This is a genomic window from Mesorhizobium sp. B2-4-12, from assembly GCF_006441575.1.
Classification (GTDB): domain Bacteria; phylum Pseudomonadota; class Alphaproteobacteria; order Rhizobiales; family Rhizobiaceae; genus Mesorhizobium.
This window is the reverse complement of the sequence record NZ_VFVC01000008.1, coordinates 47068-63212: the sequence shown is the minus strand read 5'-3', so window position 1 is coordinate 63212 and position 16145 is coordinate 47068. Positions and strand designations below refer to the sequence as shown.

Here is a 16145-nt window from a genome sequence, read left to right as displayed (position 1 = left end):
GGAAAACCGCTACGCGCTTTTCCTTGAATTGCTTTAGAGCATGATGCCGAAAAGTGTGAAGCGGTTTTCGGACGACATCATGCTCTAACTTTTTGATTTAGAGACGGATTCAGATTTCAGGTCGACTCGACCTGAAATCATCCGGCTCTAGGCTGCTGTCGCCAGAAATTCCGGATTCTGCTTCACCAGCGCGACTTTGAGCTTTTCCATGGCGCGCGCCTCGATCTGGCGGACGCGTTCCTTGGAGATGCCGAGGGTCTCGCCGAGTGCCTCGAGCGTCGCGCCCTCGTCGGTCAGTCGCCTTTCCTCGATGATGCGCAGTTCGCGGGCGTTGAGGGCGGCGAGAGCGGCTTTCAGCCAGAGCGAGCGGCGCGCGACGTCGATCTTGTCGCCGACGATCTCGTCGGGCAGCGGGTCGTCCGAGACCAGGAAATCCATCCGTTCGGTGGCGCCCGCATCATCGGCAAGCGGCACGTTGAGCGAGGAATCTGGTGCCGACAGCCGCGAATCCATCATCGCCACGTCAGCTTCGGAAACGCCGAGCGCCACCGATACTTCGCGATAGAGGGTTTCGTTGGAAAGCGGCTCGGCGCCGTTTGCCAGACGGGCACGCAAACGCCTGAGATTGAAGAACAGCGCCTTTTGCGCCGAACTCGTGCCGCCACGCACGATCGACCAATTGCGCAGAATGTAGTCCTGCATCGAGGCGCGAATCCACCAGGTCGCATAGGTCGAAAACCGCACCTCCCGTTCCGGCTCGAAGCGGGCGGCGGCTTCCAGTAGGCCGACATGCCCTTCCTGGATCAAATCGCCGAGCGGCAGGCCGTAATGGCGGAATTTGGAGGCCATGGAAATGACCAGCCGCATATGGGCCACGGTTATGCAGTGCAACGCATTCTGGTCGTTGTCCTCCTTCCAGAGCAAGGCCAGCCGATGCTCTTCGTCCCGTTCGAGGTAAGGAGCCTTCATTGCCGCGCGGACCATTATCCGTCCTGCCGTGTCTTCCATCATGAGGCGCTCCCTGGCTCAGGCGATGCGAATGACGTCTGCTTGTAGGCACCGGGTTGAAATCGCTGCGTCGTGCCCTACAACAGCCAAAACTGCCACGCGCGAGAAAGGTTCCGCTGGCGCGGGCAGCGAAGCTATCCTGCGCGCGCGATTTCAGCACAGTTGCCCTTTTGAATGCGCGAAGAAATCCATTTTGGAGAATATGGTTTCGGAAATTCGTTGTTTTTGAAATTCGATTCCTTATTCTTTCTGCTGACATCTGGCATTTTTCAGCCCTCACAACATGCCTGACATCAGGCCAAGGATGGGATCACAAAAAAAAATGAAATGGCTCAAGTCGCTTATCGTCGCTGGAACGCTGCAGGCCCTGGCCGTCGCATCGGGCCATGCCGGTGCCAATCTCGACCAGATCAAGCAGGCTGGCGTCATCAAGATCGGGACGGAAGGCACCTATGCGCCCTTCACCTATCATGATGCGTCCGGCGCGCTGGTCGGCTTCGACGTCGAAATCGCCAAGGCGATCGGGGAAAAGCTCGGAGTCAAGGTCGAGTTCCTCGAAGGTAAGTGGGACGGGCTGATCGCCGGTCTCGACGTCAAGCGCTACGACGCCGTCATCAACGAGGTCGGCATCACCGATGCGCGCAAGGCCAAGTACGATTTCTCCGATCCCTACATCGCCTCCAAGGCGGTGCTGATCGTGCGCGGCGACAACACCGACATCAAGACTTTCGCCGATCTCAAGGGCAAGAAGTCGGCGCAGTCGCTGACCTCCAATTTCGGCAAGCTGGCCGAGGCGAATGGCGCAGAGCTTGTCGGCACCGATGGCTTCGACCAGTCGATCCAGCTGCTTCTGACCGGCCGTGCCGACGCCACCATCAACGACAGCCTGTCCTTCCTCGACTTCAAGAAGCACAAGCCCGACGCCAATGTGAAGATCGCAGCGCAAGAGGAAAACGCCGATTATTCGGGCGTCATCGTGCGCAAGGGCGATCCCGAGCTGGTCGCGGCCATCAATAAGGCGCTGGCCGACATCAAGGCCGACGGCACCTATCAGAAGATCGCCGACACCTATTTCGGCCAGGACGTTTCGAAGTAAATCACGCAGCGGGGCCGGTTCGGTCCCGCAACCCATCCAGCGCGGCGGGCCGTCTTTGACGGCTCGCCGCTTTTGTCGTGATATGGCGCCTGCATTCGCACTTCGGTCACACTGCCTCGTCTAAAGCGCGTCGCGTCGAAACGGATTCATGCGACGCGCTTCAGGTCTTTGTCTATATGCATGTCGGGCCCCCAAACCTGGGGTCACTTTTGGGCGACATGCATCTGGAGCGGTTCAGCGTTTGATAGAATCGTTGATTCGCTCTAACTCTTTGTTTCTACGCAATTCCGGACGGAAAACCGCTACGCACTTTTCCTGGAATTGCTCTGGTCTGGAGGGTCTTTCGTGCTGCACTGGCTGCAACTGATGCTGGAGTCGCTGCCTTCGCTGCTCTGGGCTGCCCTGATCTTCACCGTGCCGCTGACGCTGTTGTCTTTCGTCCTTGGCCTGACAGTCGGCCTCGGCGCGGCACTCGGCCGGCTGTTCGGGCCGAGGCCGCTGGTCGCGCTGGTGCGGTTCTATGTCTGGATCTTCCGCGGCACGCCGCTTCTGGTGCAGCTGTTCCTGATCTTCTATGGCCTGCCGTCGGTCGGCATCCTGCTCGACGCCTTCACGGCGGCATTGATCGGCTTCACGCTCAATATCGGCGCTTATACGTCGGAAATCATCCGCGCGGCCATCGGCTCGGTGCCGAAGGGCCAGTGGGAGGCCGCCTATTCGATCGGCATGACCTGGAGCCAGGCGATGCGGCGCACCATCCTGCCGCAAGCCGGCCGCGTCGCGGTACCGCCGCTCTCCAACACCTTCATCTCGCTGGTCAAGGATACCTCGCTGGCCGCCGCCATCACCGTGCCGGAGATGTTCCAGGCGGCGCAGCGCATCGTCGCCACCACCTATGAGCCGCTGATCCTCTATGTCGAGGCGGCGATCCTCTATTTGGCGATGAGTTCGGTGCTGTCTGCCCTGCAGACGCGGCTGGAAGAACGGCTCAACCGCTATGGCGGCTTCCTGGAGGCACGCTCATGATCAGCCTCACCGACATCGAAAAGCGCTTCGGCGACAATCTGGTGCTGAAGGGGGTAACGGTCGCCATCGCCGAAGGCAGCGTTACCGCGCTTGTCGGCCCGTCGGGCGGCGGCAAGAGCACGCTCTTGCGCTGCATCAACCTTCTGGAGATCCCGACATCGGGCACGGTGCGGATCGGCGACGAGTCTCTCGCGTTCCGTCCGGGCGTCAAGGTGCCGGCCGCGGACATAAGACGCCTGCGCCTGCAGACCGGTATGGTGTTCCAGAATTTTCAGCTGTTTCCGCACCGCACCGCCATCGAGAATGTCATGGAAGGACTGGTGACGGTGCTCAAATGGTCGCCCGAGCAGGCGCGTGAACGAGCACTTGCCCTGCTGGAAAAGGTGGGGATGGCGCACAAGGCCGATGCTTGGCCGGCGACGCTGTCAGGCGGCCAGCAGCAGCGCGTGGCGATCGCCCGGGCGCTGGCCCCGTCGCCGAAAGTGCTGCTGTGCGACGAGCCGACCTCGGCCCTCGATCCGGAACTGGCGCAGGAGGTGGTCGATGTGCTCGGCAAGCTTGCCAGCGAGGGCACGACCATGGTGATGGCGACGCATGATTTGCGCTTGGCTTCCAAGATCGCTCAGGAGGTTGTGTTTCTAGATGCCGGCGCCATCGTTGAGAAGGGGCCGGCCTCGGTGGTCTTCGACAATCCAGAGCGCGAGCGCACGAAGCGCTTCATTGCTTCCCTGCGTCAGGAAGAGGCACAGAAGGATGCTGGTGGCTGAGCCCTTATCTCCCTTGCGAGGTCCGGATGGAGGCTAGCACGCCATCTCTCCCTGCTGCTTCACAGCGACCTCCCAACGGGGCGAAATTATCACCTTGACTAATTGACGCAATGCTGCAGCGGTATGCACTCTCTGCGGCGACTGCATCGTCGCGGCATCTGCGGGCTTCCTAAGCGGGAATTGTTGTAAGGGCTGCTTACTTACAGGTGATCCCTCTCGCTATTGCATCTTGGGTGAACTGGCCGGCCGTTTGCACCCGCTGAACTGCCACCCGTTGACCTCTCGTCCGCGTGATCAGTGACGATTGCGTTGCTATGCAAAAGGCCGCCACACAATTCGCACCTGTGGGCGGTTGGCAGAGCCGATTCGATGAAGCCCCCCGACTTTGCGGCTCTTGAAAATCGCGCGCCCGCTTTCCCTGTCCCGCGGCGCTCCTTATGTTCCGAATCCTCGCTGGCAAGAAACGAAAATTCCGACTCATCTATGATGAGCGTCCATGCTTTGTCTGGTGAGGTTCCCGCACTCAAGACATTTAACATCTTATCGTAGAGGAGCATCATTCGCCGGCGCGTTCGGCCGCCACTGCCGAGTCGATGCGTTGCGGGCTTTCCGAGCACAGGATGTTCCATGATCATTTGTTCAAATTTACTGCGGACCTTGAGGAATCTTACGATCTCGCCGTTCTCGTCTAATTGGGTCAACCACGACAGGACGTTGAAAAGGGCTGCCGGCTGAAATGCTCCTGCCGATGTATAGAAATACAGTGCAGGGTGAAGGCCAAGGGATTGTGGTTCGGTAGAGAGCAGGAATTCAACCGAGCGCTTCGCAGATTTCAGATAATCAATAGTCTCGCTTCCATTTGGATCCTCTGGGAGTTCGTCGATTAGTCCCTTTCTCTTCGTTGAGGAGTCCGGAATGTGCAGATTGTTGGCGAGAGTGATCAGGTCGAAACAGAACGGCAGGACAGATGCGCCATATCCAAAACCCGCCAATGGCACCTCCAGGGTTTTGATTGGAAGCTGCAGTGGAGGAGTGAAAAGGAGCTTGTTCACAGCAGCTCCAAACTCCTCCACGTACTGCCGATTAGGCTGATCAAATTTCCTCCAATAGGCATGCCCTGTCCCTGCGCGAGCGATAGCCCGCGATGCAATTGCTAGAGCTGAATTACCCGCACGCAGTATTCTGGTTTCGGTCGCATCGATTGGGGTGCCGCCTTCATTTATTCGGAAGAACGCACTTTTTGCCTGTTCGACTCCGGCATTTTTAATCCACTGGGTGTCAATGGATTTGAACCCGATTAGGGATGCGCGTTTTAGCAACTCCTGATCGTCTGCCTTCTGATACTGCGCGGCAAGTTCATGATCTGCGTACGACCTCACCCGTTCTTTCACCATCTTACGCGTCAGATCGTGCATGACCCGCTGATGTTCAGGGATCGCATTTCCGTAGTGCTTCGCGGATATCGAGCCCGCGCCGTAGTCGTCATTTGCCCAAGCGACAAGCGCGCTTAGCCTGTGAGCGCCGTCAACGACAAAAACGCGCTGACCATTCTGCCAAAGAATGATCGCTGGGATGATGTTGCCATTCGCGAAAGTCTCTATTAGGCCGACAACCTGTTCCGGCGTCCAGTTGGCGGTTTCGCGCTGGAAGTCTGGTTTGCGTAACCAACTATAGACTAGGCCCGGCTTTAGGTCGCTGATCTTGAGACCTGGGATATCCCCACCTGATTCAGCCGGGGCCGATAAGTCCTCCCGCGGTATAAGAGCGTCTAGATTCACAACGTTCCGGGTAGCCATTACAATCCCCCATCCTCAGCGAGGTCGAGTTTACGGAATGCTATGTGTTCAGCCAAGGTGATAGCTCCCCCACCAGGGCGCTAAGCCCGCAACAAAAAACCCGGCGCGAGGCCGGGTTTTTCGAATTCAAAGGCGAAAAGGCTCAGGCAGCTTCTTCCTGCTCGGCTTCCTCATTGTCGGCCTTGGCGCCGCGCTTAGGGCCCTTGTTGAGATTGACCTCGATCAGGCGGACGGCTTCGGTTTCCGACATGCGGTTGACGGCCGCGATCTCACGGGCCATGCGGTCGAGCGCCGCCTCGTAGAGCTGGCGTTCGGAATAGGACTGCTCCGGCTGATTGTCGGCGCGATAGAGGTCACGCACGACTTCCGAGATCGAGATCAGGTCGCCCGAGTTGATCTTGGCATCGTATTCCTGGGCGCGGCGCGACCACATGGTGCGCTTGACGCGGGCGCGGCCCTGCACGACCTTCAGCGCGCGCTCGACATAATCCTCTTCCGACAGCTTGCGCATGCCGATGGAGGTCGCCTTGGCGACCGGCACCTTCAGGCGCATCTTGTCCTTCTGGAAGTCGATGACGAACAGTTCCAGCTTGTGCCCGGCCACTTCCTGCTCGTCGATCGAGATGATCTGGCCGACGCCGTGCGCCGGATAGACGATGTACTCGCCGGTCTTGAAACCGTGACGTGCTCCAGTGGGCTTTTTCTGCGGGGTGATCGTTGCCATTACGCCCTGAACTCCTTGTTGTGGAACCGGCGTCCTGCCGGCCCGAACTGGTGTGACCGGGAAATCCCGATCATTAGCCGCACAACAGATGAACCCACCGGAAAGGCTGGGACCGGCAAACCGCACGATTGCGACCGCCTGGCCCAGATCGCTCTGGTCCGGATTGGGATTTTCACCTTTCAGTGATTTGGGGCGTCTGCGCCATAAATCGACGTTGTGTCACCGGCATGGTTCGCTGATGTAACACAAAAAGTCGGAAGAATCAAGGTTTTGCTACGCAAGCGAAGCCCACAGGTCACCGCCGCCTGTCAAGGCGGTTCATGTGCCGTGCCTCTTACGCAGCGTCATACCAGTCTGAACAGTAGCGCTGTCAGTCGCCTTCGCCAGGTTCGGCGGAGAAATATTTCTCGAACTTGCCGGCCTCGCCGTCGAAGGTCTTGGCGTCGACCGGCGGTTCCTTCTTGGCGGTGATGTTAGGCCATTTCTCGGCATATTCGGTGTTGATCTGCAGCCATTTGTCGAGACCGGGCTCGGTGTCGGGCTTGATCGCGTCGGCGGGGCATTCCGGCTCGCAGACCCCGCAGTCGATACACTCGTCGGGATGAATGACGAGCATGTTCTCGCCTTCGTAGAAACAGTCGACCGGACAGACCTCGATGCAATCCATGTATTTGCATTTGATGCAATTGTCGGTCACGACATAGGTCATCGGTCGGCTCCGGAACGTCCCAGCTTTATTGGGCTTTTTCCGTCACGTAACGCCTTTGCCCGCCGCTTGCAAGGGCGGCCATACCCGCTTGGGCCGGGGTTTTCGGAATGAAATTCCAGACTGCGGAGCACAGCAAGGGGCGGTGACGTCTCGCGGAGCGTCTTGTTTGCCGGGTTCCGTTCCGTCCTGCGTCCGTCGCGCCCGAAAACCGCCAACCGCGCTCCCGGCGGCAAGCCTCAATCCTCGCCAAGCAAGCGGTCGGTCTGGCGGCGCTCTCTTTTGGTCGGACGGCCGCTGCCGGCCTCGCGCAGCGCCGGAATCGCGTCGGGAAGCGCCTCGCCCTTCGGTGCGGGCGGTGGCGACATGTCCTCATAGAGGGTGCGGGCCTCTTCTGCCGGGCCGCGCCGCACACCCGCGCCGAGCACCTTCCAGACGAAGATGCGCCGGTCGAGCGTGATGGTCAGCACGTCGCCCGGCTTGACCAGATCGGAAGCCTGCGCTGCTTTGTCGCGATTGATCCGCACGCGGCCGGCGACGACCAGCTTGGCCGCCAGCGAGCGCGATTTTACCACGCGCGAAAAGAACAGCCATTTGTCGATGCGCTGGCGACCTTCAGCAACCATCGCGGCGCCGAGCTTATTTCTTCAGTTGGTCGCGCAAGGCGGCGAGCTTGGCGAAGGGCGAGTCCGGATCGAAGCGGACCGGACGCTCCTCGCGCGGCTTCGGCTGGAAGGCGGGCTTGCCGCCCCTGGTCCCGTCGGCACCGCTCTTGCCTTCCGGCCTGCCGCCCTTCCAGTCCGGTCGGCCCTCGCGGCGGTCGGGACGCTCGCCCTGCGGACGGCTGTCACGGCGCTGTTCGCCTTCGCCCTGCGGCTTGGGCTTGAACTTGGAACGATCGAAGCGCGGCTTGCCGGCGCCGTCACGCCGCCCTTCATGGGCAGGGCGCTCGCCAGGTGCGCCTGGTGTCTGTGCGGCGGCACTCGCCGGTGCATCGCGCCGGCCCCGCGCCTGCCCATTTTGCGGGCGATTGCCGCGGCCCTCACGATGACGCGGGCGCTGGTCGAAGCGAGCCTGCCGCCACAGCAGGATCGGCTTGGGCGCTTCGGCTTCCGGCGCGACCTCGGCGGTCTCACCCTCCCCCTCTTGGGGAGGGTCGGCGCGCAGCGCCGGGGTGGGGTCGGCGCGCAGCGCCGGGGTGGGGACAGCGCCAGCGCTGTCAGCACTGCCGGCATCGTCGGTGCTGTCACCCCCGCCCGCGTCGCTTCGCGCCGCGACCTCCCCCATCGAGGGGGAGGTAAGGGCGTCGGCGCTTTCGGCGGCGGCAACAGGCTGGTTTTCTACGATCTCCGCAGATTCTGCCTGTGCGGGCTCGGCAGGCAACTCAACCACGGCCTCGGCTGTCGGAGCTTCTTCGTGCGTTGCCTCAACTGGTGCGGCCACGGGCTCTTCCGCGGCGGGTTCGGCCTCGACGGTATCGGCGGCAGGGGTCTCGGATGCCGGATCCACAGCGATGGCCATCTCAGACGCAGGTTCCGAACCTTCGACGGAGGCTTCCGCAGCAACATCCGTAGCCGCGCCTTCGGCGGCATTTGCGCGTGCGGCTTCCTCCGCCGCGAGCTTGGCCGCGGCGGCTTCCCGTACGGCATTGTCCTGTGCCTCGATCCGTGCCTTGACCTCCGCCGCCGGCTTCGGCTCGGCGCGATAGCCCAAACCTTTCAGGATCTCTTCCATGTCGTCGGCGGTGGCGCCGAGGATCGACATCATTGGCGGTGTCACCATGAAGGACTGGCCGTCATAGGCCCCATCCGGACGCTGGCCGAGGCCAGGCTTCCAGTTGGTCGCCGGGCGGATCAGATCGGCCAGCCGCTCCAATATGTCGATGCGTACGGCGCGGCGGCCGAGATTGCGGTAGCCGGCGAGCTTGTAGAAGGCCTTGTCGAAGGCCGGGTCGATGACCACCGAGGTGCGGCCCGACGCCAGCGCGTGGACGACGTCGCCAAAGCCGGGCTTGTCCTTGCCGTCATTCTTCAGCGCCCACAGCAGCGTCACCAGGCCCGCCGGTGCCGGCTTGATCAGCGCCGGAACGAAGACATGGTAGGCGCCGAAGCGCACGCCCAGCCGGCGAAGGGCGGCTCGGCCCTCCTGGTCGAGGGACTTCATCTCCTCGGCGATGTCGCGGCGGTTGATGAGGCCGAAATTCTCGACCAGCTGGAAGGCAATGCCGCGGCCGATGCCGGAAATCTGGTCGGCATTCTTCAGATCGACCAGCGGCTTCAACAGCGACTCGATCTGGAAATTGACGAAACGTTCGGCACGCGCCGCGACCTTGTCGCGCGCCGGCCCGGTCAGCTGTTCGTCGGCCAAAAGCACGAGGCGCGGCTTCAGCGCATCCTCGCCGGAGACCAGTGTGCCGATCGGCGCGCCGATCCAGCGCAGCGTGCCGTCCGAGCCAAGCGCGAGGTCGCCATTGGCGCAGGCGCCGAAGCGTTCGGCACGCGCCTCGAACTCGGCGGCCAGCGCCTTCTGGGCGGCGGTGCGCACGGCCTTGGCGTCTTCGCCGCCGGCGCTCTGGTCGGCGGTGAAGCGGAACCCTTGCAACTCGCCGACATGGTGGCCTTCGACGAGGACGGTTCCGGTAGGACTAATTTCGGCTTCAGGCATGGTATTTTCTCTAAGGCGCCGCATGAGGACGGAAGTCCTGCGGTCTACGAAGCGTTTCGTCAACCGCTCATGCAGCGCATCCGACAATCTGTCTTCGATTTCACGCGTCTTTTCCTGCCAGTGTGCCTGATCGGCCAGCCAGCCGGGCCGGTTCGACACGAATGTCCAGGTGCGGATCTGGGCAATGCGGTGCGACAGCGTGTCGATGTCGCCCTCGGTGGTGTCGGCGCGGCGCACCTGCTCGGCCATGTAATTCTCGTCGACATGGCCATGCCGGGCGAGGTCCATGTAGATCGACGCAATGAGGTCGGCATGCTGGGCCGGGGCGATCTTTCGGTAATCGGGAAGCGCGCAGGCCTCCCACAGCAGCGCCACGCGTTTGGCGTCTGTGGCTAGCGCGCGGATGTCCCCGTCGCGCGACAGATATTCGAGCGCCTGGGCATCCACCGCCGGCAGCGCGCGCGTCAAGCCTTCGACTGGCGCGTTGGTCTCGATCGAGCGCTTCAGCGCATCGAGGCTGGCAAAGTCGAAATGCGCGGTGCGCCACTGCAGCACCTTCACCGGATCGAAATCATGACTCTCGATCTTGTTGACCAGTTCCTCGTCAAGCGGATCGACCTGGCCGGTGACGCCAAAAGTGCCGTCGCGCAGATGCCGGCCGGCGCGCCCGGCGATCTGGCCGAGTTCGGCCGCCGTCAGGTTGCGATACTGGTAGCCGTCGAATTTGCGGTTCTGGGCGAAGGCGACGTGGTCGAGATCGAGGTTGAGGCCCATGCCGATGGCATCGGTGGCGACGAGATAGTCGACATCGCCGGACTGGAACAGCGCCACCTGGGCGTTGCGGGTGCGGGGCGAGAGCGCGCCGAGCACGACGGCCGCACCGCCCTGCTGGCGCCGGATCAACTCGGCGATGGCATAGACCTCGTCGGCGGAGAAGGCGACGATGGCGGTGCGCCGGGGCAGGCGGGTCAGCTTCTTGGAGCCGGCATAGGCCAGATGCGACAGCCGTGGGCGTGTCACCACCGAGACGCCCTTCAGCAGGCGCTGGAGGATGCCGTGCATCGTGGCCGCGCCGAGGAGCAGCGTTTCCTGGCGGCCGCGCAGATGCAGGATGCGGTCGGTGAAGATGTGGCCGCGCTCGAGATCACCGGCGAGTTGCACCTCGTCGATGGCGACGAAGGCGGCGTCGGTCTCGCGCGGCATGGCTTCGACGGTGCAGACCGAGTATTTGGCGCCTGGCGGCTGGATCTTCTCCTCGCCGGTGACCAGCGCGACCTTGTGGGCGCCAACCTTTTCGCAAACGCGGCTGTAGACCTCGCGCGCCAGCAGCCTGAGCGGCAGGCCGATGACGCCGGTTTCGTGCGCCACCATGCGCTCGATGGCGAGATGGGTCTTGCCGGTGTTGGTCGGCCCAAGCACGGCGGTCACGTCGCGGCCTGACAGGATCAGCGGCTGGGTGTGTTTCGGCTGGATGTTCATCGGCTCGGAAATAGGGCTTTCTGGCCTCTCATTGTCGGGACGTGCCTCGGACGGCGCGTATGACAGGCGACACATAGGGATTTCGAGCGCGAAGCGAAAGCGGAATGTTCCGCCGGCGGCTCGAAGGTGTCTGTGTGAAACTCCCGGTCGGTCGCTGATTAACGGATGGAACGAGTCTGGAACGAATCAGCGACGAATCGCTGACTCTTCCAGATTCAGCTTTTGTTCACGGCTACATATGGATTTTGTGACCATGAGTCTCACCACATGCTGAATCGTCGAACTGGCCCATTTTATGCCAGGCGAGCTTTGCCGTTAACCTTTGCCAGGAAACGAAGAAAGCGGTGCGACACGCTTCGCTCAAGATTGTGAAATTGTTAATCTTTCTGAATCTGGCATTAAGGAACCGCAGGCGATTCCGGCCCTATTAACATTAACTTCCGCTCAAACCCGGAACGAATCGGCGACAAACCAGCGCCAGCGGCATTTTCCCTTTTTGTTCCGCCAATATCGGTGTTGTAAACAGCTTATCCACAGGGAATCCACAGCGAATCCACAGCGAATCCACAGGCTTGGCCACCGGTTTCGAACCGAGGGTCCCGCCGCCATTAACCTTGCGGATTTGGGATTGCGCTGCGGCGAAGACAGGCCTCAGCGTCAATTCGCAAACGGACCGGTTTCCCGATCCGTTTGTCGCCAGTGCGAGACCGTTGACCTCGGCGACGTGTCAGACGAAATACTGGCCGCCGTTTGCGGTGAGGGTCGAGCCGGTGATGAAACCGGCCTCTTCCGAAGCGAGGAAGACGACACAGCGCGCGATCTCTTCCGGTTCGCCGAGGCGGCCGACGGGGATCTGCGGCAGGATGCGCTCGTTGAGCACCTTCTCGTCGATCGCCTTAACCATTTCGGTGGCGATGTAGCCGGGGCAGATGACGTTGACGGTGATGCCAGCGCGAGCCCCTTCCTGCGCCAGCGCCTTGGAGAAACCAATGTCGCCGGCCTTGGCGGCGGAATAATTGACCTGACCGGCCTGGCCCTTCTGGCCGTTGATCGAGGAGATGGTGATGACGCGGCCGAACTTGCGGTCGCGCATGCCGCCCCACAGCGGGTGCGTCATGTTGAAGACACCAGACAAATTGGTGTCGATCACCTCTTTCCACTGCTCACGCGTGATCTTGTGGAACATGGCGTCGCGGGTGATGCCGGCATTGTTGACCAGCACCGAGACCGGGCCGAGGTCGGCCTCGACCTGTTTGATGCCGGCGGCGCAACCGTCATAGTCGGCAACCGACCATTTGTAGACCGGAATGCCGGTCTCGGCCTTGAATTTCGCCGCCGCGTCGTCGTTGCCGGCATAATTGGCGGCGACCGAATAGCCGGCGGTCTTCAAAGCGATCGAGATCGCCGCGCCGATGCCGCGCGATCCGCCCGTGACGATTGCAACCTTGGTCATGCATTTCCCCTTTTCAGATCGCCCTGTTGTCGGGCTTGGCAGGCACTTGATATGAAACGGGCGGCTCGCGCCGCCCGTCAATCGTTTTTTCAGAGGGCCTCCACGCACATGGCGACGCCCATGCCGCCGCCGATGCACAGCGTGGCAAGACCCTTCTTGGCGCCTCTGCGGCGCATCTCGTAAACCAGGGTGTTGAAGATGCGGGCGCCCGAGGCGCCGATCGGATGGCCGATGGCGATAGCGCCGCCATTGACGTTGACGATCGAGGGATCCCAGCCCATGTCCTTGTTGACGGCGCAGGCCTGCGCCGCGAAAGCCTCATTGGCCTCGACAAGGTCAAGATCACCAACCGACCAGCCGGCCTTTTCCAGGGCCTTGCGCGAGGCGGGAATGGGTCCGGTGCCCATGATCGCCGGATCGACGCCAGCGGTTGCCCAGGACGCGATGCGCGCCAGCGGAGTGATGCCGCGCTTGACGGCTTCCGCTTCGCTCATCAGCAGCGCGCCGGCCGCACCGTCATTGATGCCGGATGCGTTGGCGGCGGTCACGGTGCCGTCCTTGTCGAAGGCCGGCTTCAGCTTGGTCATGGCGTCGAGCGTCGCGCCGTGGCGGATGTATTCGTCCTGGTCGACGACGGTGTCGCCCTTCCTGCCCTTGATGGTGAAGGCGACGATCTCGTCCTTGAACTTGCCGGCCTTCTGCGCGGCCTCGGCCTTGTTCTGCGAGGCCAGCGCGAACTGGTCCTGATCGTCGCGGGTGATCTGGAACTGGCGGGCGACGTTTTCGGCGGTGTTGCCCATGTGATAGCCGTTGAAGGCGTCCCACAGCCCGTCCTTGATCATGGTGTCGATCATCTTGTAGTCGCCCATCTTGACGCCGGCGCGCAGGTGCTCGGCGTGCGGCGACAGTGACATCGATTCCTGGCCGCCGGCGATGATCACCTTGGCGTCGCCGGTGGCGATCTGCTGCATGCCGAGTGCAATGGCGCGCAGGCCCGAGCCGCACACCTGGTTGAGGCCCCAGGCGGTGGTCTCCTTGGGCAGGCCGGCGATGATCGAGGCCTGCCGGGCCGGGTTCTGCCCTTGAGCGGCGGTCAGCACCTGACCGAGGATGACCTCGTCGACCTCGGCCGCTTCGACGCCGGCACGCGACAGCAATTCCTTGATGACGATGGCGCCCAGTTCATGGGCAGGCGTGGCGGCGAAAGCGCCGTTGAAGGAACCGACGGCCGTGCGCGCGGCACTGGCAATGACGATGGAATCGGACATTTTGTTCTCCAGACCTCAAGCTGATGTTCTGTCGTTGAGGACTTTTCTTGCCCTTTCCCAATCTCAAGTCAAACCGGAAATCGGCATGGCGCCCATGCGTCGCAAGCAGGGCGCGCGTCGCCGCGCCGTTGGTCCGGCCGCTGCTGCGCAGCATATTTTGCCCGCTATGCAGCATTATGTGATCCCGCACTGCACAAACTGCTTGGAATTATGAGGCTTTTGCGCATATCCTCAAAAAGGGCGCAATCGTTACCGGCTGCTTACTCAGGCGCGCCGGTGTCCGGGGAGGATGCAGATGGCCGCGAAAGACGATCCGATCATTATCAAGAAATACGCCAATCGCCGCCTCTACAATACGGGCACGAGCACCTATGTGACGCTCGAGGATCTGGCCGAGATGGTCAAGAAGGGCGAGGAGTTCACCGTTCAGGACGCCAAGACCGGGGACGACATCACGCATCCGGTGCTGACCCAGATCATTTTCGAGCTGGAGAACAAGGAGGGGCAGAACATGCTGCCGATCCCGTTCCTGCGCCAGCTGATCGCTTTCTACGGCGACCAGATGCAGATGATCGTGCCGAGCTTCCTTGAACAGTCGATGATCGCCTTCTCCAAGGAGCAGGAGCGGTTCCGCGAGCAGATGAAGGGCGCCATCGGCAAATCGCCATTGGACGTGATGAAGATGGCGACGCCGATGAAGGCGCTGGAGGAACAGACGCGCCGCAACATGGAAATGTTCCAGAACGCAATGCGGCTGTTCACGCCATTTCCGCCGGCGGGCTCGGCACCGGCCGCGGCCCCCGCCGAACCGGCGAGGAAGGAAGCGCCGGAAAAACCCGACGATTTGCAGCAGCTGAAGGACCAGATCGCGGCCATGCAGCGCAAACTCGACACGATGTCGTAAGCGCATAGCGTCACGCGTTTACGGCAACAATCCCTCATAGCGGCCGCGCGGTCGGATGATGCTGCCGCTCACGATCTGTTCGACCATATGCGCGGCCCAGCCGACGCTGCGTGCGAGCGCGAACAGCTGAAACGGTGCATCGCGCGGCAAGCCGAGGCCGCGCGTCAGCACGGCCAGGGCAAAATCGATGTTCGGTCGGGCGCCGGTCGCGGCAATGGCGGCGCCTACCAGCGACCGCAATGTCTCATCGGTGTTGTCGATGGCCGCCAGCAGTGCCGTGGCTCGAGGGTCGCCCTCGGGATAGAGCTGGTGGCCGAACCCCGGCAGCGGCCGGTCATGGCCGAGCCAGCGCCGGATCGCGGCATCGGCGCCGTGTCGTGCCGCATCTTCCGCGAGTTGCATCACCGCCTCGCCGGCGCCGCCGTGGCGCGGGCCGGACAGTGTCGCCAGGCCCGCCAGCAGGCAAGCGGCGGGCGAGGCCCCCGTGGATGCCGCGACGCGGGTGGCAAAGGTCGATGCGTTGAGTTCGTGGTCGGCGAGCAGGACAAGGGCACGGCGGATCGCTTCCGCGCCGCCATCATCGACCGACCAGCCCCGCGCCAATCGCCGATGGACCGGATCCGGCCCCGCCGAGGCACCGAGGGCGCCGGCCAGCACGCCGATCGCGTGCGCGGCATCCGTGCACAGCGAGGCGGCGCTGCGTCCAAGCGAAGGCCGCCCCTGGCCGGCCAGCACGGCAAGCTGCGCAAAGGCCGGGGCTCGACCGAGCTGGCCTGACGCGTCTTGCGCCGGTGCTTCGAAACGGACCGGTTCAGGCAGGGCCCAAAGCAGGGCGGCGGTCTCTTCGAGCGTAGCATGGTCGGACAGCGCAACGGCGTCCCGGCCCCGATAGATGAGGTGACCGTGCCACACGGTCGAAATCGCCGTTGCGATCGACGGCTCGCCCCAGGAGATGGCGCTTTCGGCGATGGCCGAGGGGCTGCGTCCGCGCGCCCGGCGGGTTGCCAGCGCCGCGATATCGTCGGCGCGATATTCGCTACGGCGCGGATCGGCGCGGTCCGGGCGCATGCCGATGCGCCCGCGGCTGACATAGGCGTAGAGCGTCTGCGGCCTCACCTGAAGCCTTTCCAGCGCCTCTTCCCGCGACAGCCATTCGGACATATCGAGCCATGATGTTGATTCTATTGATCAAGATTGATGCTTATGTCGCCCATCCTTATCTCCCATCGGGAAAAGCTTCAAGGAGACAAGGCC

At 62.4% G+C, this 16145-nt stretch carries 14 protein-coding genes; 5 read left to right on the top strand and 9 right to left on the bottom strand.

Features of this window, described 5'->3' with window-relative positions; all coding sequences use genetic code 11:
- Positions 1-147 precede the first annotated feature (147 nt).
- Positions 148-1011, bottom strand: a complete 864-nt coding sequence (locus FJ934_RS07340) for an RNA polymerase factor sigma-32 (RefSeq protein WP_140608247.1) — start codon at positions 1009-1011, stop codon at positions 148-150.
- A gap of 319 nt (positions 1012-1330) precedes the next feature.
- Between FJ934_RS07340 and FJ934_RS07335 the strand changes: the two genes are divergently transcribed.
- The 3 genes from FJ934_RS07335 to FJ934_RS07325 all read left to right on the top strand — a co-directional run bounded on the left by FJ934_RS07335 (position 1331) and on the right by FJ934_RS07325 (position 3897).
- On the top strand, positions 1331-2104 hold the full coding sequence (locus FJ934_RS07335) for an amino acid ABC transporter substrate-binding protein (RefSeq protein ID WP_140608245.1): 774 nt from the start codon (positions 1331-1333) through the stop codon (positions 2102-2104).
- Positions 2105-2449: 345 nt separating this feature from the next.
- On the top strand, positions 2450-3130 hold the full coding sequence (locus FJ934_RS07330; protein WP_140608243.1) for an amino acid ABC transporter permease: 681 nt from the start codon (positions 2450-2452) through the stop codon (positions 3128-3130).
- On the top strand, positions 3127-3897 hold the full coding sequence (locus FJ934_RS07325) for an amino acid ABC transporter ATP-binding protein (protein WP_140608241.1): 771 nt from the start codon (positions 3127-3129) through the stop codon (positions 3895-3897). Before FJ934_RS07330 ends, FJ934_RS07325 begins: the two co-directional genes overlap by 4 nt.
- A gap of 200 nt (positions 3898-4097) precedes the next feature.
- Here the strand turns inward: FJ934_RS07325 and FJ934_RS07320 are convergent, their stop codons facing one another.
- The 7 genes from FJ934_RS07320 to FJ934_RS07290 all read right to left on the bottom strand — a co-directional run bounded on the left by FJ934_RS07320 (position 4098) and on the right by FJ934_RS07290 (position 13987).
- Positions 4098-5693, bottom strand: a complete 1596-nt coding sequence (locus tag FJ934_RS07320; RefSeq protein ID WP_140608239.1) for a DUF262 domain-containing protein — start codon at positions 5691-5693, stop codon at positions 4098-4100.
- 142 nt (positions 5694-5835) lie between these two features.
- A complete protein-coding gene (locus FJ934_RS07315) occupies positions 5836-6417 on the bottom strand; it encodes a CarD family transcriptional regulator (protein ID WP_140608237.1) in 582 nt (193 codons plus the stop codon).
- A gap of 370 nt (positions 6418-6787) precedes the next feature.
- Positions 6788-7126, bottom strand: coding sequence for a ferredoxin FdxA (gene fdxA / locus FJ934_RS07310; protein ID WP_140608235.1), 339 nt, complete (start codon positions 7124-7126; stop codon positions 6788-6790).
- A gap of 236 nt (positions 7127-7362) precedes the next feature.
- Positions 7363-7749, bottom strand: coding sequence for an RNA-binding S4 domain-containing protein (locus tag FJ934_RS07305; protein ID WP_140608233.1), 387 nt, complete (start codon positions 7747-7749; stop codon positions 7363-7365).
- A 13-nt stretch (positions 7750-7762) separates the two neighbouring features.
- On the bottom strand, positions 7763-11266 hold the full coding sequence (locus FJ934_RS07300) for a helicase-related protein (protein WP_140608231.1): 3504 nt from the start codon (positions 11264-11266) through the stop codon (positions 7763-7765).
- 727 nt (positions 11267-11993) lie between these two features.
- Positions 11994-12719: an acetoacetyl-CoA reductase gene (phbB, locus tag FJ934_RS07295; protein ID WP_140608229.1), complete on the bottom strand. Its 726-nt coding sequence runs from the start codon at positions 12717-12719 to the stop codon at positions 11994-11996.
- Between the two features lie 89 nt (positions 12720-12808).
- The gene (locus FJ934_RS07290) at positions 12809-13987 is read right to left on the bottom strand and encodes an acetyl-CoA C-acetyltransferase (RefSeq protein WP_140608227.1); all 1179 of its coding nucleotides are present in this window, start codon (positions 13985-13987) and stop codon (positions 12809-12811) included.
- Between FJ934_RS07290 and FJ934_RS07285 the strand changes: the two genes are divergently transcribed.
- Positions 13974-14201 carry a hypothetical protein gene (locus FJ934_RS07285; protein WP_140608225.1) on the top strand — a complete coding sequence of 76 codons (228 nt, stop codon included), beginning with the start codon at positions 13974-13976 and terminating at the stop codon, positions 14199-14201. The genes FJ934_RS07290 and FJ934_RS07285 overlap by 14 nt on opposite strands.
- Positions 14202-14282: 81 nt before the next feature.
- Positions 14283-14891: a polyhydroxyalkanoate synthesis repressor PhaR gene (gene phaR / locus FJ934_RS07280; protein ID WP_140608223.1), complete on the top strand. Its 609-nt coding sequence runs from the start codon at positions 14283-14285 to the stop codon at positions 14889-14891.
- 18 nt (positions 14892-14909) lie between these two features.
- Here the strand turns inward: phaR and FJ934_RS07275 are convergent, their stop codons facing one another.
- Complete coding sequence (locus FJ934_RS07275) at positions 14910-16052, bottom strand: citrate synthase (RefSeq protein WP_140608221.1); 1143 nt, start codon at positions 16050-16052, stop codon at positions 14910-14912.
- Positions 16053-16145: the final 93 nt, after the last annotated feature.